Source organism: Endozoicomonas sp. SESOKO2, from assembly GCF_024606245.1.
In the GTDB taxonomy this organism is placed as follows: Bacteria; Pseudomonadota; Gammaproteobacteria; order Pseudomonadales; family Endozoicomonadaceae; genus Endozoicomonas_A.
Genome location: NZ_JAHHPQ010000542.1, coordinates 1 through 21,051, shown reverse-complemented (window position 1 = coordinate 21,051; position 21,051 = coordinate 1). Strand labels below are relative to the sequence as shown.

Here is a 21,051-nt window from a genome sequence, read left to right as displayed (position 1 = left end):
CACTCCACTATGCTCCAACCCTTATTCAGGGATATCTGTAAAAGTGGTTGCCGTTGTCAGTTCGCTTTTCAAAAGCTATTGGAACCCCACACCAGGCAACGTAACTGTGACGTAACCATGATCGGGGAGGACGGCCAGCGGCGTCTATGCGGAACGGTCTCCAAGAATGCTCAAGCTATGTCGAATCACAAAAGAATACATCAAAAACGCAAGTTTCCTGATGTGGATCAGGATGATGACCTCAGTCCTTAATCTGACAACCGCTCCTCTGTAGGAGACAATTTCGTAACGAATCTTGATATAAAAAAAAGAGTGGGTACTCGCCAGCAGGTATAACCGCAAGCTTATCAACCCAAGCTGAATGATTCCCGCCTTTGAGGCTGTCGCAAAAGTGCTGCGCCTCGCTACTTTTGCGACACCCTCTTTACGTCCGGGGAGAAGTCAAAACCAGGGGTAGTGAGTTGCCATTACTTCAATACCATCAGTTCCGACTTCCGCTAGCAGTGTGGCTGCTTTGCGGCCATCAGGAAGGGTGAGTTCAGGGTCTATATCCAGTATTGGACAGAGTACAAAGTTCCTCACATGCATCTGATAGTGGGGCACAGTCAGACGTTCGGACTCAATGATGTTATCACCGTAAAGGATTATATCGAGGTCAAGCGTTCTGGGCCCCCAGCGCACGGTTCTGACCCTGCCGTGGTCATTTTCAATGGCTTGCATGATGTCCAGTAATGCCAGCGGTGCGAGTCTGGTTTCAATCCGGACGGCAGCGTTGCAATAGTCAGGCTGCCCTTTAGGGCCGACCGGATCACTGATGTAGAGCTTTGAACAGCCTGATACTTCAACTTCGGGCAATGAATCAATGTCGTCCACAGCTCTTTGCAATTGCAGGCCGGGATTTTCCAGATTGCTGCCCAGGGCTATATAGGCGGTGGTCATAATTGTTCAGCTACAGTGGTTCATTTTGGTTTGTTCAGGACCGGTGGACGCTTGCGTGGGCGGCGTCTTCTTCGTTTCTGACCGCCTTTGCCATCGGGATGGGAGCGAAGGTCGTGAATCATGCTGCTTCTATCCTGATCCGAAGAGTCCTGGATATCAGTCCACCACTGCCCTGCATCGTTCAGTTCTTCACCGGCGGCTTCCCTGAGTACCAGAAAATCATAGGCAGCCCTGAATTTAGGGTGTTCCATCAAGGTTTCAATGGCCTTGGGCTGACGGCGTTCCAGTCGGTACTGCATTTCCCATATATCCCGAACTACCATGGTGAAACGTTTAGGAATCGCAGTATGAGCACACTGATTATCCAGCACGACCATGGCTGCCTGTTGCAGGGCGGGTGTGGGAGGCACGCCCTGATCGCGGAGATCCCCGGCCAGTCTCTGCAGCGGAGCCCAGAGGAAGGCAGCAAACAAGAAGGCGGGGGTGACAGGCTTGCCTCGGGTAATCCGTGAATCGGTACTTTCCAGTGCCCTGATAATCAGTGCTTCAGCTAATTCATCCTGAGCTTCAAGACTGTGATGTGTTGCCGGGAACAGGTACTGAAGCAGACTAAACTCACGCATGAGGTGGAAAGTTCTTACTCCTTTGCCCGACTGCAGTAGTTTTAGCACTTCGTCAAACAGTCTGGCCGATGGAATGTCACTCAACAGATGACCAAGGTCATAGATGGGGTCTGCTGTTGCGGGATCCATATCAAAATCCAGCTTGGCCACAAAGCGCAGGGCTCGCATCATTCGAACCGGATCTTCGTGGTATCGTTTAACCGGATCGCCAATCAACTTTAAAGTGTTATTTTCAAGGTCCTGAACACCACCGCAATAATCTATGACGGAGTAGTCACGGACGTCATAATAGAGTGCGTTGACGGTAAAGTCTCGACGAATAGCGTCGTCTTTTATAGAGCCGTAAACGTTGTCTCTCAGAATCCGTCCGGAATCGGAGTGATCGGACTTGTCCCTGCTGTGGTTGTCATTGCGGGCTTCATCATGACTGGCTCTGAAAGTGGCCACCTCAATCATTTCGCGACCAAACAGAATGTGCACCAGCTTGAATCTGCGACCGATGATCCGGGAGTTACGGAAAAGTCTGCGAACCTGTTCAGGCGTTGCATTGGTGGCAACGTCGAAATCTTTAGGGTGAAGACCCAGGTAAAGGTCACGGATGCAGCCGCCTACCAGGTAAGCTTCGTAGCCATTAGTGTTCAGCCGGTGAAGGACTTTCAGGGCATTCTCACTGATTTCCCGCCGTGAAATAGGGTGATTTTCACGAGGAGTGCGAGTCTGGTCTCTATAGTAGAAGTCATCAGGCTCCCGGGTAGAGTCGGGATCAGGAAGCTGCGATTCAGAGGGTGCCGGGTCTTTTTCTGAGGATGACCTAAGCCAGAAGTAATAAGCAGCAAGCGAGATGCCCAGCACCACTAACACTATAATAATGATGCCTGTCATGATGAGTTTTGCATGAAATCTTTGTTGGTTAGTCAGTAATATCGTCGCGGTGGATCAGATGGACTGCTCCGGTCTGGCGTACATCATAGCATCCCAGTGGGTAGGGTTGACACTGGTTTATAGTCCCAAGGAATTCATCTCGGCACACCGTACAGTTCGTACAGTTGTTCGATAGAAAAGAAAAAAAGGGGGAGGTCAAACCTCCCCCTCTGCTGGCGGATAATTATTATCTTTATTGTGTCGCCTGAGATGTAAACGGATAATTTTGCTGGCTACCTTTTCCATGGAAAACCCGGAGGGCATACTGCAAAATAATCAACTTACCTATGCTCTTGTTATTATTATGTAGGCCGCGCTTATTATTTTTATTATGTGAGCTTATTATTATTGTTTTGTCAGTGTTACGCATATGCTGTGCCAGTTTGCTTAACTTATTGAATTTTAATGATAATTAAACTTTCCGGTGGCGTTAGGGTGACGAAAAGGTTACGAAATTTTGTTACCTTGGCAGAAAATAAGTACTAATGCGTAACAGGTAAGGGTAACACTCTGGTGTCAGCGGGGTGTCAGAATCAGATGGTTGCGGTCCTGATCGATCTGGAAATGGAACTGGCCCAGAACATTCATGCCCAGCAGTCCTTCTGCAAAGGCATAGCCCAAGTCTAATCCCGCCACTTCCAAGTCTTTGATAACGTATTGACCGAGATGTAACTCTTTCACCCGATAGATAGGGGCAAAGGCAATCCCACTGGCTGTTTTCAACTCGGTATGACCCACCCGGTAGGCCATTTTCTTACGTTTAAGCTCTTTCAATAAAGCATCGGGCAAAGTTGTCAAACTGGCTCCGGTATCAATCAGCAGTCGCGACTGGCTTTTATTCTGAGTCAGAGCGGCCACAATGTAGTGATTGCCTTCGGCAATAAGAGGAATGGCTGAGGCAGGCATCTCCTCGGGTTCTTCCTGAACAGGGGGTAACAGGTCAGACAGTTGCCGGGAAGCCTGTCGACCAAACTCTTCGTCGGTCTGCAACAACTCCAGCTCGCGAATGGCATGGTCAGAATCGTCTGTGGACAAGTAACCTTGAGCCAGTGCAAACCGGTAAAAAGCGCGCTCAGGTTCCATTGTTGCCAGTTTCTGGAAGAGGGGCAGGGTTTCATGGAGTTGTTGGTTTGTCTGCCTGTTATCATAAACAAGGCGGCTGAGTTCGTGGATTCTGGTGGCCATATTCCTCAGCTTATCAGGATCGCTGGTGAATGATTGAGCGTTGATCAGCACCTCAATGGCTTTCTCCAGCTCATACTGAGCAGTGTAGAGTTCTGACAGCTTATGCAGCAGAGCCGGGTTCTGATAATAGTGTTGGGTAAAACGTTCCAGTGCAGCAATGCTGTATTCCCTGTGCTCAGACCATTCATCTGTTTTTTGCATCAGGACTGTCACCAGCCGTTCGCTGAGGTCTGAATTCAGTCGCTCCTGCCGTTGAAAAATAATCAGAGCGTCATCGTATCTGAGGTCTTCCAGAGCCTGCTCAAAATCAATGATTTCCTGAGGTATGTCGAGCGGTTCCAGCGTATTGCTGGAATCCCCAAGAGGTAGCCAATTTCGGTAGTTCAGAACTTCAAACGAAGCCTTTTCACTCTTATTATCGAGCATTTCATGCCACCACCAACCGGTAATCAGGCCTGTGGTAAACATCATTATGGACAATGTCAAAAGTCTCAGAGCCAGAAGCTTTTTCAATAGGACAGGGACTCCATTCAAGCATTTTTGCTTCAGTCTAGCTCGACTAGAACGGCGTCGTCGACGTTATCTGTTTCAGTCTATCGGTTAATTTTGAAAATAATTTCACCTTCTCTTTCAGCCCACTATATTATTGGAATGTTTTTTTCGCTTTTGGCTGATGATTTTCAGAGTCAGTTGGTCATCTAAAAGCAGCAATCTTTAGTCTGCCTCTCTGTCGTGACGGTAATAAATGGGGACTATCTATGAGTAAGAAAGTAGCGGTTATTCTTTCCGGGTCAGGTGTGTTTGACGGCAGCGAAATCCAGGAAGCCGTTCTAACCCTGCTCAGTCTTGATCGCCGTGGAGCCAGCTACCAGTGCTTTGCACCCGATGTTGCTCAGCACCACGTCATTAATCATGTAACGGGCGATGAAATGGACGAGGGACGAAATGTACTGGTGGAAGCAGCCAGGATTGCGCGGGGTGAGATCAGGCCCCTGGGAGAACTCGGGGCTGAAGACTTTGATGCCCTGATTTTGCCCGGCGGTTTTGGGGCAGCAAAAAATTTATCGGATTTTGCTTTCAGTGGCAGCGAACTCAAGGTTCAGAGTGACGTCAGCACGGCAGCCAGGTCTTTCGCAGAAGCCGGTAAACCTGTTGGGCTGATGTGTATTGCCCCTGCTATTGCCGGTCGTATATACGGTGAGGGCGTTCTGGCCACCATTGGCAATGATGCTGAAACGGCTGCGGCACTGGAGCAGACGGGTGTCAGACATGTAGAGTGTGCTGTGGATGATATTGTGGTGGATGAGCAGCGCAAACTGGTGACCACTCCAGCCTATATGATTGCCAGACGCATCAGCGAAGCTGCTGAAGGGATCGATAAGCTGGTTGATCGGGTTCTGTTTATGGCCTGATTTCTCGAAGCTTTGCCGTCCCTTGTCTGGGATGGCAAGGCTGCTGTGGCAGGAGGTATTTTAATTTCGCGTAAAGCATCGCCCGGTCGGGTCATGCTGTGCAGAGCGATAAAAACGATCAGTCTGATGGACTGATAATTCAGAGAGCGCCCGCAGCTGCATCGTGCTGATTTTTTTGATATGAATAATGAATATGCCTCATCTACGCAAATTAGTGATATTTATCTTACTAATATTTTGTGCTGCTTCTTACGGATCTCAAGTTAATACTTATGATGAGTGTATAAGTTCCAACCATACTGCTTCCTGTGAAGATTACGAACAGAGTTTTTCCAGTGGCCTGTCGAATTTATTAACCGCTTTCTCGTTATATTATGATGAATATGTAAGTTCCGACCATGCTACGTCATATGAAGATTACGTACAGTTTTTTTACACTGGCCTGTTCGATTTATTGGCCTATCTGTCGTTATATTATGATGAATACAGGCTGCGATTACGAGTATCTGAAATAGCAACTGTTGCTTTAATAAATTTCTATAGATCTAAATCCGGCAATGCTCATAATGCTAAACGTATTGCTATTTTTTCAATGGGCTTGATGTTAAGTTTTTTATATAATATTGCATGTGACGTAAGCGTATATTTTAAGAGTGATGAAAGCTCATTGCTGGCCATTTCCAGACTCATTGCTAAAAGAACAGAGCACAAATTGTTTATAGAAGCTGCCGACTACTTGGCAGGGCAGATCTTTACAGGATTATGCCTTATCTGTTTAGAACCCTTGAAAAACCCTGCACTTGCAGCCTGTGCAAAACATTTTTATTGCCAGGCATGCCTTGATGAATGGGCAAAGCAATCACCTTTGTGTCCTGTATGCCAGTAGTAACCCTGCCTTCCCTGACAGGGGTGTAGACTGTCAGGCGGCCGTAACAGGAGGCATGGCAGCTACCAGTTTCAACACTTCATTGTCGATGTAGTAAAGGCCCTTGCCTTCAAAGCCAATCATATCGATTTTATCCAGAATGCCTTTGAACAGTTTCTCTTCCTCGTGCTGCTCGGATACATACCACTGCAGAAAGTTGAAGGTACTATAGTCCTTTTCAGTAAAAGCGGTGTGTGCCAGCTCGTTGATACAACGGGTCACTTCGCACTCGTGCTCGTAGGTTCGCTGGAAGATATCTCTTACCGATTCATACTGGTGGGGTGGTGCATTGATTGCACCGATGATAGCCATAGCGCCTGTCTCATTCACGTAGTCAAAGAGCTTTTGCATATGCTCCATCTCTTCCCGGGCATGGCGGCGCAGAAACTCGTTGCAGCCATCAAGCCCCTGGGCTTCGCACCAGGAAGCCATTTGCAGATAAAGGTTGGAGGAGTAAAACTCCAGATTGATCTGATCGTTGAGTTTGTCGATCATGGTTTGAGTCAGCATGGATCTAACCTGTTCGTGCCAAAAGGTGAAGTATAACGGCTTGGTGCTCTACTTGAACATTCAGGTTATGATTTCGCCTTTTCTCAATACCTTTTGTGGACTTAATCATGACCTCTCGGTTGGATCATCCCGATACGCTTTACTGCCAAATGAAAACAGCCTGTGCTGATGATTGGCACCGTTATTGTCATCACGAGTTTGTTCAGGGCATTGCTGACGGGACCCTGCCTCTGGAGAGTTTCAAGCACTATTTGCAGCAGGACTATCTGTTTCTGATTCACTTTGCCAGAGCTTATGCCCTGGCGGTCTACAAGGCCGACAATCTTGAGGATATGAAAGCGGCTTCTGACTCCGTGGCCGGGATTCTTTCAGAGATGAATCTTCATCTGGAGTATTGCGCTGAGTGGGGAATGACTGAGCAGGATGTGGTCAGTCAGCCAGAAGCCAGGGCTAATATGGCCTATACCCGCTATGTGCTTGAGCGAGGAATGGCAGGCGATATTCTGGATCTCCAGACAGCCCTCTCGCCCTGTGCGGTGGGCTATGCAGAGATTGGTCTGAGACTGATCAATGATCCGGCAACGAAAAGAGAAGGTAACCCCTATTGGAAATGGATCCAGACCTATGGGGGTGAGGAGTTTGTGCAGGGGGCTGTCAGACAGGTTGAAGCGATTGAAAAGCTGGCCGACAGTCGGTTTTCTGATGGGCGAATGGACTCTCTCTATCGTACTTTCAGGGAAGCTACCCGTCTGGAAATTGGCTTCTGGGATATGGGGCTGAATCAGACTTTTTAATGCCGAATCAGAGTGAGCTGAAGACAGCTTGCTCTGATCAGAATAAATACTCTCTTTCTAAAGAGTTCTTCCTATTGATCTGCTGCTTCTGAAGCAATAACAACCTATCTGCTTATCCCGCCCTGTGGCCTTTCGTGGTTTGAATACTGATCTACGTAATATTCTTTTCGATCCATTATCTGGAAAAACTAATAGTCCCTCATTTTGCTAAAAACATAAGATTTGTCGTTTATTTGTGTCCTTTAAGGGTTCTTGATGCCACAGAATTGGGTATCTCTTTTACCAATTTTTACCAGGTTTATAAAAAATTTACGCAATGAGTTGCGTTCAATGATTTCGTCAAAGGGAGGTTGCAGGGAGTTCAATAGGTAGCTGCATCTATTTTGTTGTCGTTTGCGAGAGTATTTGACCGCAGCTGTATAGGTATAAATATCGAGCAATACCGAATATTGAATGGGGGTATGAGTTTTAGTGATGTGATGATCGTCCCAGAACTTATAAGAATCCGCATATAACTGCTCGGTCATAGAATCACTTTTAATAATTCGTGATCACATATAAAAAGCAGAAAAAAGATCCAACAACACAACACATTGAGTTAGGAGTCTAGTGACCATGCAGAAGAAACTGCTTGCCACTTTAGTAGCTTCCCTTGTTGCCGGTCAGGCAATGGCCCTGGAAGTTTATAACGATGACGTTAACAGCCTGAGCATCGGCGGTAAGATCGGCGCTAAAACCATGAAGAGCAATGGTTCCGATGCTGAGATGAAAGATGCCAGCCCGCGTATCAACTTCAAGTACGCTCACAAGTTTTCCAGCGGCTGGACCGGTTCCGCTGTTGCTGAGTGGGGCTTCTACGCTGTTGACGGTGATCAGGACGACCAGTTCTTCAACCGTCTGGGTAACGTTGGCCTGAGCCACGACACCTACGGTGCCTTCACTGCGGGTAAAGCATGGTCCGTAACCTCTGACGTATCTGGCTGGACTGACCAGTTCGCCATCGGTGGTGGTGCTGCTATGGGTGTCTATAGCGGTCGTGATGGTCTGGTTTCTGACGATGAAGCAAGCCACGGTAGCGGTGACTCCGACGGTACCGCTCGTGCTGACGACGTAATCCAGTACCGCAACAGCTTTGGCGGTCTGAACGTTGGTATCCAATACCAGCTGAAAGGTACCGGTGGTAAGACTCAAGAACTGAAAAATGGCCAGCTGGTAACTGTCGACGGTACTCGTGATTCCAGTTACGGTGTTGCTCTGAGCTACGATCTGCCAATGGGTCTGTCTCTGGGTGCTACCTACAACGAAGCTAAGTACGCTGAAGAACTCGGCGCTCTGCCACTTTACAACGGTTCTGACAAGTCTACCTCTGCTACCGTTGGTGCCAAGTACGAAAACGAAGCTCTCTACCTGGCAGCTACCTACGGTCAGTTCGAAAACAAGACGGCTGTAGTTAAAGGTACTCTGGACAAAGAATCTACCGGTATCGAACTGTACGGTAAGCTGGCCCTGCCTCAGGTTGTTGAAGGTTTCTACCTGCAGTCTGGTTTCAACCAGCTGACGGCTGACGACACCTACACTGGTGACAAGACTGACGCTCAGTTCTCTGATTACATGGTGGGCGCCATCTATGAAACTGGCCCAATGCAGTTCGCTTTCGAATACACCCGTGGCGAGAAAGTTGCTGCTGATGGCAGTAAAGATCTGGACGACACCTACGCTGTACAGGCTCTGTACTACTTCTAATCCACAGAAGCAGTCAGCTTGACACTACGCAGTATTTGAGGAGGCGTATTCGGCTTCCTCAGACGCTGTCAAAAAAGGCGAAGCCCTATCCGGGTTTCGCCTTTTTGTTTTTCAGAAAACCTGAATCAGGAAGCTAAAGCTTCCCCAAAACTCAGACAGAAAGCTCTACCGCCTCCCCATACTGCTCACTCAGACAGCGATTCAATACCTGCATAAACTCTTCACCGTTGCTGTCAGCAAGCCACTGCCCTTTGTCTTCATCGTAATCAAAGTGAAAGCCGCCACCTTTTGCGGCCAGCCATAATTGCAGCACGGGTGTCTGCCGACTCAGAATGACTTTGGAGTTATCTTCACAGGTCAGAGTGAGAATGCCTGCGGCGGTTTCATAATCAATATCCAGCTCTGCCTCTTCTATGGCGTCTTCAAGGGCGACCATCAGGTCGTCCAGGAGGTCATGGTACTCACTTTCGTTCATCAGTGTATCCGTCAGTTAGGGCTATCGCCGCAGTTTGATGCAGATTATACTCAGCGGTTGATCATTGCTGAAACAGCCATTTCAAAGAATGGCTGTTCTGTGGTGAGTGACTATCCACACAGCCCTGAGCGAATCGGCTCATGGTAAAAAGTACAAGGAGCCTTTCATGAGAGCCCTCATTGCCCTCATGTTCACCACTCTTCTGCTTGCCGGGTGCGGTCAGAAGGGAGATTTGTATCTTCCAAAGGATGGTGACACCCAGCAGTTGACACATAGCGGGTCAGAGTAATCAGTCTCCGGGGAGAGACAGACAACCGAAGCGCAGAGATGCCCCAAGCGCATAGATGCCTTAAGCCCATAAAAGTAGAATAATGCTCCCCAGAAATTTCATGATAGAGAGTAAGACAGTCTGATGGATTGGTTTCCCAGTCGTAACGGTGAGCTTTACGCTGAACAGGTTCCCGTGACTCGAATTGCCGAACAGTTTGGTACCCCAGCCTACATTTATTCCCGTAAAGGGTTTGAAGAAGGTTTTAAAGCCTACAAACAGGCGCTGGAGGGTTGGCCTCACCTGATTTGTTACGCCGTTAAAGCGAATAGCAATCTGGCAGTTCTGAATGTTCTGGCAAAACTGGGGGCAGGTTTTGACATCGTGTCTGTAGGTGAACTGGAGCGGGTCATGGCCGCCGGTGGTGAAGCCTCCAAAGTGGTGTTCTCCGGTGTCGGCAAACAGCGTCATGAAATCAGAAGGGCTCTGGAGCTGGGGATTCACTGCTTTAATATTGAGTCAGAAACAGAGCTGGAAAGAATCCAGCAAGAAGCCAAGGCCATGGGCAAAGTGGCCGCTGTTTCTGTCCGGGTGAATCCGGATGTTGATGCCCGAACCCACCCTTATATTTCTACGGGTCTGAAAGACAACAAATTCGGTATTGATATCAAGGCTGCGCCTGCCGTCTACCAGCGGGCGGCTGAGCTGCCAAATATTGAAGTGGCAGGCGTGGATTGTCATATCGGCTCTCAGCTGACGACTAAAGAACCGTTTATTGATGCTCTGGACCGTCTATTGCTGCTGGTTGACCAGCTTCGTGAGATGGATATTATCCTCAAACATCTGGATATTGGCGGTGGCTTGGGTATTTCCTATGAAGAGCACGAGCAGCCACCCACACCTTCAGAATACCTGAGTCAGGTGAGAGAGCATCTGGCCGCCAATGAGCACCACAAGCATCTGAAAATTGTGGTTGAGCCCGGACGATCGATTGCCGCACAGGCCGGAATGTTGGTCACCGGGATTGAGCTGATCAAACAATCTGACCACAAGGCCTTCACCGTGGTAGATGCGGCCATGAATGATCTGCTGCGCCCCTCTATCTATAGCGCCTGGCATGGTATTGAGCCGGTTGTCAGTAACAACGAAAGAGAGGAACTCCTGTGCGATGTGGTCGGTCCAATCTGTGAGACCGGAGATTTTCTGGGTAAAGACAGAAAGCTGAGAGTGGCTGAAGGCGATTTACTGGCGGTCCGCTCTGCCGGTGCCTATGGCTTTGGAATGAGTTCCAATTATAATTCCCGCTGTCGCCCTGCTGAAATAATGGTCGATGGTGATCAGGTACATCTGGTTCGTCGCCGGGAAAAACTGGCTGCCCAGTGGGCTGACGAAATACTGCTACCAGAGGGATAACTACTGCGCTATGTTGTTGCACTTTACAAAAATGCATGGTTTGGGCAATGACTTTATGGTTGTTGACAGGGTCACCCAGTCTATTCGCATTACCCCGGAAAAAATTCGCAGCCTGTCCGACCGGAATTTTGGCATTGGCTTTGATCAGTTGCTCATGGTTGAGCCGCCCACTGATCCGGATATGGATTTCCGTTATCGGATTTTCAATGCCGATGGCAGTGAGGTGGAGCAGTGTGGTAATGGTGCCCGTTGTTTTGCCCGTTTTGTCAGGGACAAGAAACTGATTGGGCGCGACACCATCAGGGTGCAAACCTCCGGTGGCAATATGGAACTCACCATCGAGGACAATGGTGATGTGACGGTGGACATGGGCGTTCCCGGGCTGGAGCCTCAGCAGATTCCGTTCAAGGCGTCGTCCACACAAACCACCTATGACCTGGATGTAAACGGAGAGAGTCTGACAGTCGGGGCGGTTTCCATGGGCAATCCTCATGCCGTGTGGCAAGTGGACGATATTAATCGGGCACCGGTTGAATCTATGGGCCCCAGGCTTGAAGGTCATAGTCGTTTTCCCAGACGTTGTAATGCCGGTTTTATGCAGGTACTGGATGCCGGAGAGATCAATCTCCGGGTTTATGAGCGGGGTGTGGGTGAGACCCTGGCCTGTGGTTCCGGTGCCTGTGCGGCGGTAGTAGCGGGTCGTTTGCAAGGGTTACTCAATGAAGAGGTTCGGGTTAATCTTCCGGGCGGCACTCTTCAGATTCGTTGGCCGGGAAAAGGTTGCTCGGTTATGATGACCGGGAGTGCTACCCGGGTATTTGAAGGACAAACACGGATATGACAGACTCGTCAACCAGTGATACAGCCCTGAGCAAGAGGAACGCTGGCGTAGCAAACCAGGCCACTTCTATAACGGCGGATCAGGTAATTCGGTACCTGAAAAGCCATCCTGACTTTTTTATGAATCAGGATGAACTGCTGCTGGATCTCAAAATCCCCCATGAAAGAGGGGCAGCTATTTCACTGGTTGAACGTCAGTTACAACTGTTACGGGAGCACAATCTTGAGTTGCGACGCAGGCTTGGCAAACTGGTGGACGTTGCCCGGGATAACGACCGTCTTTTTGAACAAACTCGCAAACTGGTGCTCGGTCTTCTGGAAAGTCAGGATCTTGAGCAGGCGACCGAAACACTCAAGGACGGTCTGGAGCAGGATTTTGAAATCGACTTTCATTCCCTGATTCTGTTTACCCGCCAACCAGCCAATCTTACCATTCGGGAAGAAGATCCCGGGACCGCGGATGAGATTCTGGGGGATCTGCTTTCGGGCTTCAGTGATAGACAATCTTCCGGCCAGAAAGTCATTTGTGGTCGAATGAGAACCCGTGAGCTGGAATTCCTGTTTCCGGAGCACCACGGGGAAATCGGTTCATTAGCCCTGGCACCGTTGAACTTTCCGGACAACGTCGGCATTCTCGCCCTGGGTAGCCGGGATGAAAATCATTTCCGTGCCTCCATGGGTAGCCTGTTCATTGGTTATCTCAGTGACGTCACCAGCCGTGTCGTGAGTCGTCTCATCTGAAGCAGACGCCAGCGCCGTTTATTCAGTCTGGTCAGACGGTTAATCATTGTTTGCAGCTTGCTGAGTGCTGAAAGGTTGTCTGCAGACAGGGCACGTTCTTATTCCGTTATGATACATCGCAATGGCGCATTCTCTATGAACTTTGTGGGAACAGGGCAATATCTGGCAGCCGCTGAAGGCATCTTCCAGGCAGATGCAGCACTCATCATGGCCTGAGTTTAGGCGGCATTTGTGATTGCCATCCAGCCTTTTGTCCAGGCAGACACCGCAAACATCACAGTGAAAGGATTTATCCGCGTGTATTCTACAAACACCGCATTTATCGCAGTGGAACGGTTTTTTTTCCATACTGGTGAAGTGTTTGCATTTTGCGCAGTAATATGTGCACATTTGCTCATCACATCCCGGGCATATCTGGGAGTTTTCTGTAATTTCTCCCTCATATCCACATAGAGAACACTTAAGCCGCATTGCCTGAACAGCCCTGACTTCAGTTTCACATGAATCCTCGTCTTCGTTATGACACCTTTGGCAGGGGAAATACCCCGGGCAGCAGGCAAAACCCACGTAGCAGAACCTTTGGTAATGTTTGCACACTGGCTTTCGGGATTCTTGCTGCGTTTGCTGAAACTCCTCATTCGACCAGAGTGACTGCTCATCGGACGGGTTGACCTGCACATTGTCGGTGTTCGGCTGATCATTCAACGGGCTTGCCGCCTCATTTTGGATGATCGTCTGCTGCTGGGAAGTACGACGTACTATGTTATTGCCAGGCATCAATGGATTACTGGTTGCTGTCATCTGATGGTATGCTTGATCGGTCTCATCGTACATTGAACGTTGTTGTATAAGCTTATCCTTCGTTATTTGAAGTTCTGCCTCCAAGCGTCTGCTGTCAGATTCGAAACACTCCACGCAGCCCCGTAACCCGTTATTATCTCTCTCTAACTCCTGATTCTTTATAGTTAACTCTTGATTCTCTGCGCTTAAATGTTGCTTCTCTATAGTTAATTTTTGATTCTCTATTCTTAATCCTTGATTCTCTGTTATTAACGATTGAACCTGTGCAGTTAGCTCTTTAATTTGCTGCCTTTTTTTGTCTTCTCTTTCCCGGGCGATTTTATCCGGTTCAAATGCTATTCCATCCTTGCGGTACTGATTTACAGCATGTTCTAACTTTTCCAAACTACGCTCTAAATTTTGAAGCTCATGGTCTTCGGGGTGGTCGCCTGTATTAAATGTATTTCCCGAAGTCATCAACGGAGGGGTAGTTCGTTCCCGAAAATCCCTCGTCTGTGCAGGTATAGCTGTCTGGGAATAAGGTTGTTCAACTAAAAGGGAACGATTGGTCGAATGTCTATTTAAGAAGTTTGGATTTACCCCCCGCGCTTCCCGGTCAGGTCGGTCTTGTGCCCGTTTGGTTTGATAATCAACATACGGAGGTAATGAATGTAATCGCTTTTGAGAAGAATCATTTGACCGATCAGCAAGGACTCGCTGCTTTGGTTTTGCTCCCTGCTGTAAGTATTTGTCATTGGATGGTTTAAGACTGTTGGAAGAGTCAGAAGCAATGTCGTGGCCATTTAATGGCTGGATGGAATCGGTGTATGCATTTCCATGGCTGGCCATTGTTTTGTTGGAGGTATGACCACTGTTGCTGATTGCAAGCTCTTGCAGCGAAGATTTTTGAAGTAAAGGTTCTTTTGATGAAGAGAAAGGTTGCAGCTGGATGACCAGACTATTTGAAAAGTGTACTAATGCATCGGAAGACGGGTGCTGCACAAATTGTTTTATGATCTCCAGAAAAGTGCCGGGAAATGTAAATGATTGTGAACGAGTCATAATATCACGGCATATGGCCTGGTCAGATATTTTCCCTAACACTTCAATAACAGGTCCAAATGGGTTTGCATAGAGCAGGAACAGTTGAACAAAGTATTCAGTGAAGCAAGACTTCTCAAAGTCTCCTATGGGTGGCTGTGTCCCGGATTGATTGACCTTATGGATTATGTCCTCAACAATCTTATACAAAATCCTCAGGTTGTTATTGCCAGGTTCGGGCATTGCCAGCCCAGCTGGAAGTATCTGTTGAAGGGCAGTCGGAATGTCAAAATCATTCAAGGTCCGTGTTTTATTGCTTGTGGCTTCTATCAGCTGTTTGATAAAAGAGTTGCGCGATGAATTTTCTTTGAAAGAACGCTGCAGTTCCAGTGCCGCCTCAAGAGGCGTGACAGAATGACCTCTGTTGTTGGTGCCTATCGTTTCCAGAAGCTGCAATCGATGAGGCATGTCTAGCTCATCCATTATTTGTCTCAGCAACAAAGCGGCATCGGGATGGTCGCTTTCAATGATCGCTATAAGTTGGTTCGCAAGTTCCTGAAGGTCTTGAGTCGGAGCATTCTTTTCGCTCTCCTCTCCATTGTCGTCTTTTCTCTTATCTCCACCACCCGTGTCTTTATCGCTTTCTCCCGGTGATCTGCTTTCCTGATCTTCAGGTTCAAATTTTTGCTCTTTTTGATGATCGTTATTTTCGTCCTTTGATTCTCTGTCTGGCAGCCTGTCAGAGGGTTCACCATCTCCATTACCCGCTTTTAAGCCACCAGCATGATGTGTCTTCAACGCTGTGCGCTCAAGAAATAGTTTTAAACAGCCAAGCTGCCACTGAAGGTTCTCGCTGAGCGGACAAGAGCTGGAGGCACGCTGGAAGAGGGTGTTCCAGAAATGAACATCGGTCAGTTGCTCAATACTCAGGAAATCAAGCCAACTAACAGATATAACGGCTTCACTGGAAGAGCCATCGGCATTAACGCGTGTAATCTTCAAACGCGCCGGGGATGGCTGTGCCTCAAACGAGATAGAATCCTTGCCTGCGAACATCAGCCATGTAATGACGGGCTTCAGGACAAGCAGATCGATTTCGAATAATCCTGATGGCCAGCCACCTCTGCCTCCCCAGGGTGGAGGGGGAAACGAATAGAAGAAGCCCCCGTTGCCGCCTCCGGGGAAATCGGCGTTGCCAGCCAGCTTGTCTCCTGCCAATGCCACTGTGTTATTCCGGGTTTGCCCGGATTCCAGACCACTCTCTGTCATATTGTCGGGATAGGTCAGAAGGGTCAGTGGGGTAGTATGGTTTTTGCTGTTCAGGAGTTGATGGGGGCTTACATAAGCCAGTTCTGGCCTGTCTGCCGTCGTGGATTTCAAGCGAACAAGTGTGCCATTTTTAGAGGTCTGCTGGAAAACGGTCGTTTGTTTCCTGTTCAATATCACCAGTTGATAGCAGTAGTCGCCCGGGTTGTTTGTTATCATTATTGCGATACTGCCCGAGTCTGCTGACACCACAGGTGTCTTGAAGCAAAGCATGCTGTTCTGGTCATCGAAACTTTCCGGAAGTAACAAACTCAGTTGCCACTGACTCACACTTTGGGGATCTGTGCCATTATTGATTTCAACCCGGAGCTTGTGACCATCGGAATGATGCCAGTCAATGAGGGTTGAGGAATGACATAAAGGCATAACCACGATAGCTAGCAGGCAAAGAACAAATGCTATGGAAAAGCGGTAAAACTGCATCAAAATCTCACTAAATAACTTGTGCCAATGAAACCCACTTCGCCCTCCTTGTCTGATAGAAAACGCCAGGACAATCTGTGTCGGTTTTCTGCTCTGGAAAAATAAGGGAGCATCATTGGCTAATCTTTTTATTCTCGGTAGGAACAAAGAATAGCCAAGAATTCCTGAATTGCTATTTGGATTACTCGTCCTATGTTACAAATCCTTCGGCATCATCAACCTCTTCAACGGCCCAATACTGGTATTCAATCCGGTCAGACGGTTGATCATTGTTTTAAGTTATTCAGTAAATACAGGGCCTCTGCAAACAGGGCAGGTTCTTATCCCGTTTCGAAGCATTGCAATGGCGCAATGCTTATGAATTTTGTGAGAGCAGGGTAATATCTGGCAGCCGCTGAAGGCATCTTCAAGGCAGATGCCGCAACGGTCGTGCGCTGAGCCTGGTCGGCATTTGTGATTGCCCTTTAGCATTTTATGCATGCAGACACCGCAAACATCACAGTGAAAGGATTCACTTGCCTTCATCCGGCAAATACCGCATTTATGGCAGTGGAACGGGTCGTTATATTTTGAGGTGAAGTGTTTGCATTTTGCACAGTAATATTCCGACATTTGCTCTTCGCAGTTCGGGCATGTTTGGGAGTCTTCCGTAATTTCTCCCTCATATCCACATATAGAACACATAAACCGTATTGCATGAACAGCCTTGAGTTCAGCTTTACATGAACCCCTGTCGTTGTGACATCTATGGCAAGGGAAATACCCCGGACAGCAATCAAAACCCACATAGCAGAATCTTTGGAAATGTTCGCACACTGGCCTTCGGGATTCTTGCTCCGGTAACTGCTGCAACTCCTCATTCGACAAGACTGACCGCTCATTGGACGGGGTGAGCTGCTCATTGAAGGTGTTCAACGGCTGAGGAGCCAAAGAGCCGCCGTTGCCCGGCATAACCGGGCTGGCTGCTGCCGTCGGCAGGTATTCTCCGGAGGTGATATTGCTTGCTGATGTTAGTTCCAAGTGGCCGCTAGACGAGCTTGCCTGCTCATTCAACGGGCTTGTCGCCTCATTTTGGATGGTCGTTGCCCGTGTAGCACGGTGCATTGCGCAATTGCATCTCTCCGGCCTGCGTTCTGCCATCTGATGGTATGCTTGATGAGCCCTGTCGTGCAAACGATGTTGTATAAGCTCATCCCTCGTTATTTGAAGTTCTGCCTCCAAGCGTCCGATGTCAGTTTCGTAACACTCCACGCAGCCCCGTAAACCCTGATTATCTCTATCTAATTCCTGATTCTTTATAGTTAACTCTTGATTCTCCGCATTTAAGTGTTGATTCTCTGCATTTAAATTTTGATTCTCTGCATTTAAATTTCGATTCTCTGCATTTAAATTTTGATTCGCTGAATGTAAATTTTGATTCTCTTTATCTAAATTTTGCTTCTCTAAGTTTAATCCCTGATTCTCTGTTATTAACCATTGATTCTGTGATGTTAACCATTGATTTTGTGTTGTTAACCACTGAATCTGTGCAGTTAACTCATTAATCTGCTGTCTTTTTTGCTCTTCCTTTTCCCGAATGTTTCTATACCGTTCAAATTCTCTTCTATCTTTTTGGAACTGACTTACAACACGTTTTAACTTTTCCAGACTACGATCTAAATTTTGAGGTTCATGAATTTCGGGGCTACCGTCCGCATTAAATGTATTTCCCGGATTTATCAATGGGGTGGCTGCAAGCAGTCGCGGGGTACCACTCCTCCGTGCAGGGGAAGCGTTTTGGGGATGAGGTTGGTCAACTAAAAGGGAATGGTCGTTCGAATGTTTTCTTAAGAAATTTGGATTTATTCCCGGAACTTCCCAGCCAAATTGGTCCTGTGTCAGGTTGCTTTGATGATCACCATAGGAACGAAGTGAATATGATCGCATTCGCGAAGAGTCATTTGACCGATCAGTACGGGCAGGCTGCTTTGGCTTTGCTCCCTGCAGTAAGTACTTATCAGTGGACGTTTTAAGAGAACTGGTGCCAGAGCCAGAGGCACTGTTAAATGGCCGGATGGTATGGGTGAATGTGTTTCCATGGCTGGCCATTGTTTCGCTGGAGGTATTATTGCTGTTACATCCTGATTGACGTTCATCAGATGCAAAGCCGCCACTGACTATTGTTTCGTTGGAGGTGCTATCGCTGCTACATAGGGATTGACGTTCATCTGATGCTGAGCAACCACGGGCCATTGTTCCGTTGGAGGCATTATCATTGTTGCTGATCACAGGCTTTTGTAGTGACAGTTTTTGAAGTGAAGGCTCTCGTTGTGAAGGTTCTTTTGTTGCAGGGAAAGATCGCAACAGCATCATCAGGCTATTTGAATAGCGTACAAAATTAAAGTAAGACGGGTGCTGCTCAAATCGTGTGAAGATCTCCTGAAAAGTACTGGAATATGTAAATGGATGAGCGCAGAACAAAATATCACGGATTATGGTTACGTCGGATATTTTCCCCAACAGTTCATAAATAGTTCCAAATGGGTTTTCGTAGAGCAGGAACAGTTGAACAAAGTGCTCAGTAAGACAAGACTTTTCAAAGTCTCCCATAGGCGGTTGTGTGTCAGATTGATTGACTCTTCGGATTATGTCCTGAACAATCTTGGACAAAATGCTCAGGTTGTTGTCGCCCGCTTCGGACAGTGCCTGGTCAGCCAGAGGTATTTTTTGGAGGGCAGACGGAATGTTAAAATCATTCAAAGTACGTGTCTTATCGGTTGTAGATTCTATCAGCTGCTCAATAAACCGGTTACGCAATGAACCCTCTTTGAATGAACGCGGCAGTTCCAGTATCGCCTCAAGAGGCGTGACAGGAGTCCCCCTGTTGTTTGTGCCTTCTGTTTTCAGAACCTGCAAACGCTGAGGCATGTCCAGCTCATCCAGTATTTGCCCCAGCTTAAAAACGGCATCGGGAGCGTCGCTTTCAATGATGGCTATAAGCTGGTTCGCAAGTTCCTGAAGGTCTTGAGTCGTAGCCTTTTTTTCACTCTCCTCTCCATTGTCGTCTTTGCTGTCATCTCCACCTTCTCTGTCTTCATTGCCTTCTCCCGATGATCGGCTCTCCTGGCCTTCGGGTTCAAATCTCTGCTCCTTTTGATGATGGTTATCTTCGTCTTTTGATTCTTTGTCTGGAACCCTGCCAGAGGGTTCACCATCCCCATTACCTGCCTTCAAACCACCTGCATGATCTGTCTTCAAGGCTGTACGCTCAAGAAATAGCTTTAAACAGTTAAGCTGCCACTGAAGGTTTTCGCTGGCCGGGCAAGAGGTGTCACCACGCTGGAAGAGGGTGTTCCAGAAGTGAACATCGGTCAGTTGCTCACTATTCAGGAAATCAAGCCAACCAACGGGTATAACGGCTTCACTGGAAGAACCATCGGCATTGACGCGTGTTATTTTCAGACGTGTCGGGGATGGCTGTTCCTCAAGCGAGGCAGAATCCTTGCCTATGGACAGCAGCCATGAGATGACCGGTTTCAGGACAACCAGGTCGATTTCGAATAATCCCGTTGGCCAACCCCCTCCACCTCTCCAGGGTGGAGGGGGAGGCAAATAAAAGAAGCCCCCGTTGCCGCCACCGGATAAATCGACGTTGCCAGCGAGTTTGTCTCCTGTCAACGTTCGTGTGTTGTTCCGGGTTTTCCCGGTTTCCAACCCAAGGTCAGTCAGGTTTTCGGTGTAGGCCAGAAGGGTGAGTGGGGGAGTATGAGGTTTGCTGCTCAGGGGTGGGTGGGTGTTTACGGAAGCCAGTTCTGGCCTGTCTGCCGTCGTGGATTTCAAACGAACAAGTGTGCCATTTTTAGAAGCCTGCTGGAAAACGGGGGTTTGTTCCCCGTTCATTATCACTAGTTGATAGCAATAGTTGCTCAGGTTATTCGTTACTGGTAGCGCAATACTGTTCGAGTCCGCTGGCACCACAGGTGTATTAAAGCAAAGGACGCTGTTTTGGTCATTGAAACCTTCCGGAAGCAGCAAGCTCAATTGCCACTGATTTACTTCCTGTTGCGGATCTGTACCCTCATTGATTTCAATCCGCACCTTGTGCCCATCGAAATGATGTCGGTCAATCAGGGTTGAGGAATAGCATAATGGCACATCCGCCAAAGCTAGCAGGGAAAGAACAAATGCTATGAATAAGCGGTAAAAATGCATTCAAATCTCACTAAACAACTTAAGTCAATAATAACAATCCTATCCTCTTCGTTTGATAGAAAACGCCACTACAATCTGTACTGACTTTCTGCCTTGGAAAAATAAAGGAACATCATTGGTCATTCTTATTATTCGTAGTAAAACAAGAGAATAGCCAAGAATTGCTGAATTGTTATATGGATTACTTGCCCTGTGCTGCATAGCCCTCGGCAGCATCAATCTGAAAGTATCCTGCAAGGCTTGGCACCAAGCTGCTAATATGAAGCGAACACCCGCTGCGACTATTAAATTCGGTCAGATGATTAATTATTGTTTTTATCTTAACGGAGTGTATAGAAGGTATCTGCACACGGGGCAGGCTCTTATCCTGTTTCGAATCATCGCAATTCTGCAATTTCCATGAACTTTGTGGGAGCAGGGTAGTATCTGGCAGTCGTTTTCCATACTGGTGAATTGTTTGCACTTTGCACAGTAATATTCCGACATTAACGCGTTGCATTC

18 protein-coding genes are annotated in these 21,051 nt (G+C 47.9%); 9 read left to right on the top strand and 9 right to left on the bottom strand.

The genetic code is table 11. From position 1 onward, the window contains the following. Positions 1 to 252, top strand: a 252-nt coding sequence (locus KDK17_RS13245; protein WP_257253934.1) for a hypothetical protein, incomplete at its 5' end; no start/stop codon positions are given. A gap of 189 nt (positions 253 to 441) precedes the next feature. Here the strand turns inward: KDK17_RS13245 and folK are convergent. From folK to KDK17_RS13230, 3 genes are all read right to left on the bottom strand, one after another. Beyond that, entirely contained in the window at positions 442 to 939 is a 498-nt protein-coding gene (folK, locus tag KDK17_RS13240) for a 2-amino-4-hydroxy-6-hydroxymethyldihydropteridine diphosphokinase (RefSeq protein WP_257253935.1), read from the bottom strand. A 20-nt stretch (positions 940 to 959) separates the two neighbouring features. Continuing rightward, positions 960 to 2,444: a polynucleotide adenylyltransferase PcnB gene (gene pcnB, locus KDK17_RS13235; RefSeq protein ID WP_257253937.1), complete on the bottom strand. Its 1,485-nt coding sequence runs from the start codon at positions 2,442 to 2,444 to the stop codon at positions 960 to 962. A 555-nt stretch (positions 2,445 to 2,999) separates the two neighbouring features. Further along, complete coding sequence (locus KDK17_RS13230) at positions 3,000 to 4,181, bottom strand: retropepsin-like aspartic protease (RefSeq protein ID WP_257281164.1); 1,182 nt, start codon at positions 4,179 to 4,181, stop codon at positions 3,000 to 3,002. Positions 4,182 to 4,426: 245 nt separating this feature from the next. Here KDK17_RS13230 and elbB point away from each other — a divergent pair, with 245 nt between their 5' ends. Both elbB and KDK17_RS13220 read left to right on the top strand, forming a co-directional pair. Next, a complete protein-coding gene (gene elbB / locus KDK17_RS13225; RefSeq protein WP_257253939.1) occupies positions 4,427 to 5,080 on the top strand; it encodes an isoprenoid biosynthesis glyoxalase ElbB in 654 nt (217 codons plus the stop codon). A 193-nt stretch (positions 5,081 to 5,273) separates the two neighbouring features. Further along, positions 5,274 to 5,966: an RING finger domain-containing protein gene (locus KDK17_RS13220; protein WP_257253941.1), complete on the top strand. Its 693-nt coding sequence runs from the start codon at positions 5,274 to 5,276 to the stop codon at positions 5,964 to 5,966. Positions 5,967 to 5,999: 33 nt separating this feature from the next. On the opposite strand, the gene ftnA is transcribed toward KDK17_RS13220, so the two are convergent. Next, entirely contained in the window at positions 6,000 to 6,515 is a 516-nt protein-coding gene (gene ftnA / locus KDK17_RS13215; protein WP_257253943.1) for a non-heme ferritin, read from the bottom strand. A gap of 107 nt (positions 6,516 to 6,622) precedes the next feature. On the opposite strand from ftnA, the gene tenA reads away from it, so the two are divergent. Further along, positions 6,623 to 7,309 carry a thiaminase II gene (gene tenA / locus KDK17_RS13210; RefSeq protein ID WP_257253944.1) on the top strand — a complete coding sequence of 229 codons (687 nt, stop codon included), beginning with the start codon at positions 6,623 to 6,625 and terminating at the stop codon, positions 7,307 to 7,309. A 242-nt stretch (positions 7,310 to 7,551) separates the two neighbouring features. Here tenA and KDK17_RS13205 read toward each other — a convergent pair whose 3' ends face one another. Further along, positions 7,552 to 7,836: a hypothetical protein gene (locus KDK17_RS13205; protein ID WP_257288254.1), complete on the bottom strand. Its 285-nt coding sequence runs from the start codon at positions 7,834 to 7,836 to the stop codon at positions 7,552 to 7,554. Positions 7,837 to 7,924: 88 nt separating this feature from the next. Between KDK17_RS13205 and KDK17_RS13200 the strand changes: the two genes are divergently transcribed. After that, positions 7,925 to 9,052, top strand: coding sequence for a porin (locus tag KDK17_RS13200; RefSeq protein ID WP_257288253.1), 1,128 nt, complete (start codon positions 7,925 to 7,927; stop codon positions 9,050 to 9,052). A 151-nt stretch (positions 9,053 to 9,203) separates the two neighbouring features. Here the strand turns inward: KDK17_RS13200 and cyaY are convergent, their stop codons facing one another. Next, the gene (gene cyaY, locus KDK17_RS13195; protein ID WP_257253949.1) at positions 9,204 to 9,527 is read right to left on the bottom strand and encodes an iron donor protein CyaY; all 324 of its coding nucleotides are present in this window, start codon (positions 9,525 to 9,527) and stop codon (positions 9,204 to 9,206) included. A gap of 166 nt (positions 9,528 to 9,693) precedes the next feature. Between cyaY and KDK17_RS19595 the strand changes: the two genes are divergently transcribed. From KDK17_RS19595 to KDK17_RS13180, 4 genes are all read left to right on the top strand, one after another. After that, complete coding sequence (locus KDK17_RS19595; protein WP_306670875.1) at positions 9,694 to 9,816, top strand: lipoprotein; 123 nt, start codon at positions 9,694 to 9,696, stop codon at positions 9,814 to 9,816. A 123-nt stretch (positions 9,817 to 9,939) separates the two neighbouring features. Continuing rightward, positions 9,940 to 11,208 (top strand): diaminopimelate decarboxylase, encoded by a 1,269-nt coding sequence (gene lysA / locus KDK17_RS13190; RefSeq protein ID WP_257288252.1) that lies wholly within the window; start codon positions 9,940 to 9,942, stop codon positions 11,206 to 11,208. 10 nt (positions 11,209 to 11,218) lie between these two features. Beyond that, positions 11,219 to 12,049 carry a diaminopimelate epimerase gene (dapF, locus tag KDK17_RS13185; RefSeq protein WP_257288251.1) on the top strand — a complete coding sequence of 277 codons (831 nt, stop codon included), beginning with the start codon at positions 11,219 to 11,221 and terminating at the stop codon, positions 12,047 to 12,049. Continuing rightward, positions 12,046 to 12,789: a DUF484 family protein gene (locus KDK17_RS13180; RefSeq protein WP_257288250.1), complete on the top strand. Its 744-nt coding sequence runs from the start codon at positions 12,046 to 12,048 to the stop codon at positions 12,787 to 12,789. The genes dapF and KDK17_RS13180 overlap by 4 nt, the downstream gene beginning before the upstream one ends. A gap of 39 nt (positions 12,790 to 12,828) precedes the next feature. Here the strand turns inward: KDK17_RS13180 and KDK17_RS13175 are convergent, their stop codons facing one another. The 3 genes from KDK17_RS13175 to KDK17_RS19590 form a co-directional block, all read right to left on the bottom strand. Beyond that, positions 12,829 to 16,359: a CHY zinc finger protein gene (locus KDK17_RS13175; protein ID WP_257288249.1), complete on the bottom strand. Its 3,531-nt coding sequence runs from the start codon at positions 16,357 to 16,359 to the stop codon at positions 12,829 to 12,831. 279 nt (positions 16,360 to 16,638) lie between these two features. Next, a complete protein-coding gene (locus tag KDK17_RS13170; protein ID WP_257288248.1) occupies positions 16,639 to 20,550 on the bottom strand; it encodes a CHY zinc finger protein in 3,912 nt (1,303 codons plus the stop codon). Positions 20,551 to 20,865: 315 nt separating this feature from the next. Then, on the bottom strand, positions 20,866 to 20,994 hold the full coding sequence (locus KDK17_RS19590) for a hypothetical protein (protein WP_373691591.1): 129 nt from the start codon (positions 20,992 to 20,994) through the stop codon (positions 20,866 to 20,868). Between the last annotated feature and the right edge of the window lie 57 nt (positions 20,995 to 21,051).

What these genes read in the sequence shown, in the direction of transcription:
- dapF (WP_257288251.1), top strand. Translation starts at nt 11,219, where the DNA reads ATGTTGTTGCACTTTACAAAAATGCATGGTTTGGGCAATGACTTTATG.
- tenA (WP_257253944.1), top strand. Translation starts at nt 6,623, where the DNA reads ATGACCTCTCGGTTGGATCATCCCGATACGCTTTACTGCCAAATGAAA.
- elbB (WP_257253939.1), top strand. Translation starts at nt 4,427, where the DNA reads ATGAGTAAGAAAGTAGCGGTTATTCTTTCCGGGTCAGGTGTGTTTGAC.
- KDK17_RS19595 (WP_306670875.1), top strand. Translation starts at nt 9,694, where the DNA reads ATGAGAGCCCTCATTGCCCTCATGTTCACCACTCTTCTGCTTGCCGGG.
- KDK17_RS13175 (WP_257288249.1), bottom strand. Translation starts at nt 16,359, where the DNA reads ATGCAGTTTTACCGCTTTTCCATAGCATTTGTTCTTTGCCTGCTAGCT.
- KDK17_RS19590 (WP_373691591.1), bottom strand. Translation starts at nt 20,994, where the DNA reads ATGGAAAACGACTGCCAGATACTACCCTGCTCCCACAAAGTTCATGGA.
- folK (WP_257253935.1), bottom strand. Translation starts at nt 939, where the DNA reads ATGACCACCGCCTATATAGCCCTGGGCAGCAATCTGGAAAATCCCGGC.
- ftnA (WP_257253943.1), bottom strand. Translation starts at nt 6,515, where the DNA reads ATGCTGACTCAAACCATGATCGACAAACTCAACGATCAGATCAATCTG.
- KDK17_RS13205 (WP_257288254.1), bottom strand. Translation starts at nt 7,836, where the DNA reads ATGACCGAGCAGTTATATGCGGATTCTTATAAGTTCTGGGACGATCAT.
- KDK17_RS13200 (WP_257288253.1), top strand. Translation starts at nt 7,925, where the DNA reads ATGCAGAAGAAACTGCTTGCCACTTTAGTAGCTTCCCTTGTTGCCGGT.
- lysA (WP_257288252.1), top strand. Translation starts at nt 9,940, where the DNA reads ATGGATTGGTTTCCCAGTCGTAACGGTGAGCTTTACGCTGAACAGGTT.
- KDK17_RS13170 (WP_257288248.1), bottom strand. Translation starts at nt 20,550, where the DNA reads ATGCATTTTTACCGCTTATTCATAGCATTTGTTCTTTCCCTGCTAGCT.
- pcnB (WP_257253937.1), bottom strand. Translation starts at nt 2,444, where the DNA reads ATGACAGGCATCATTATTATAGTGTTAGTGGTGCTGGGCATCTCGCTT.
- KDK17_RS13220 (WP_257253941.1), top strand. Translation starts at nt 5,274, where the DNA reads ATGCCTCATCTACGCAAATTAGTGATATTTATCTTACTAATATTTTGT.
- cyaY (WP_257253949.1), bottom strand. Translation starts at nt 9,527, where the DNA reads ATGAACGAAAGTGAGTACCATGACCTCCTGGACGACCTGATGGTCGCC.
- KDK17_RS13180 (WP_257288250.1), top strand. Translation starts at nt 12,046, where the DNA reads ATGACAGACTCGTCAACCAGTGATACAGCCCTGAGCAAGAGGAACGCT.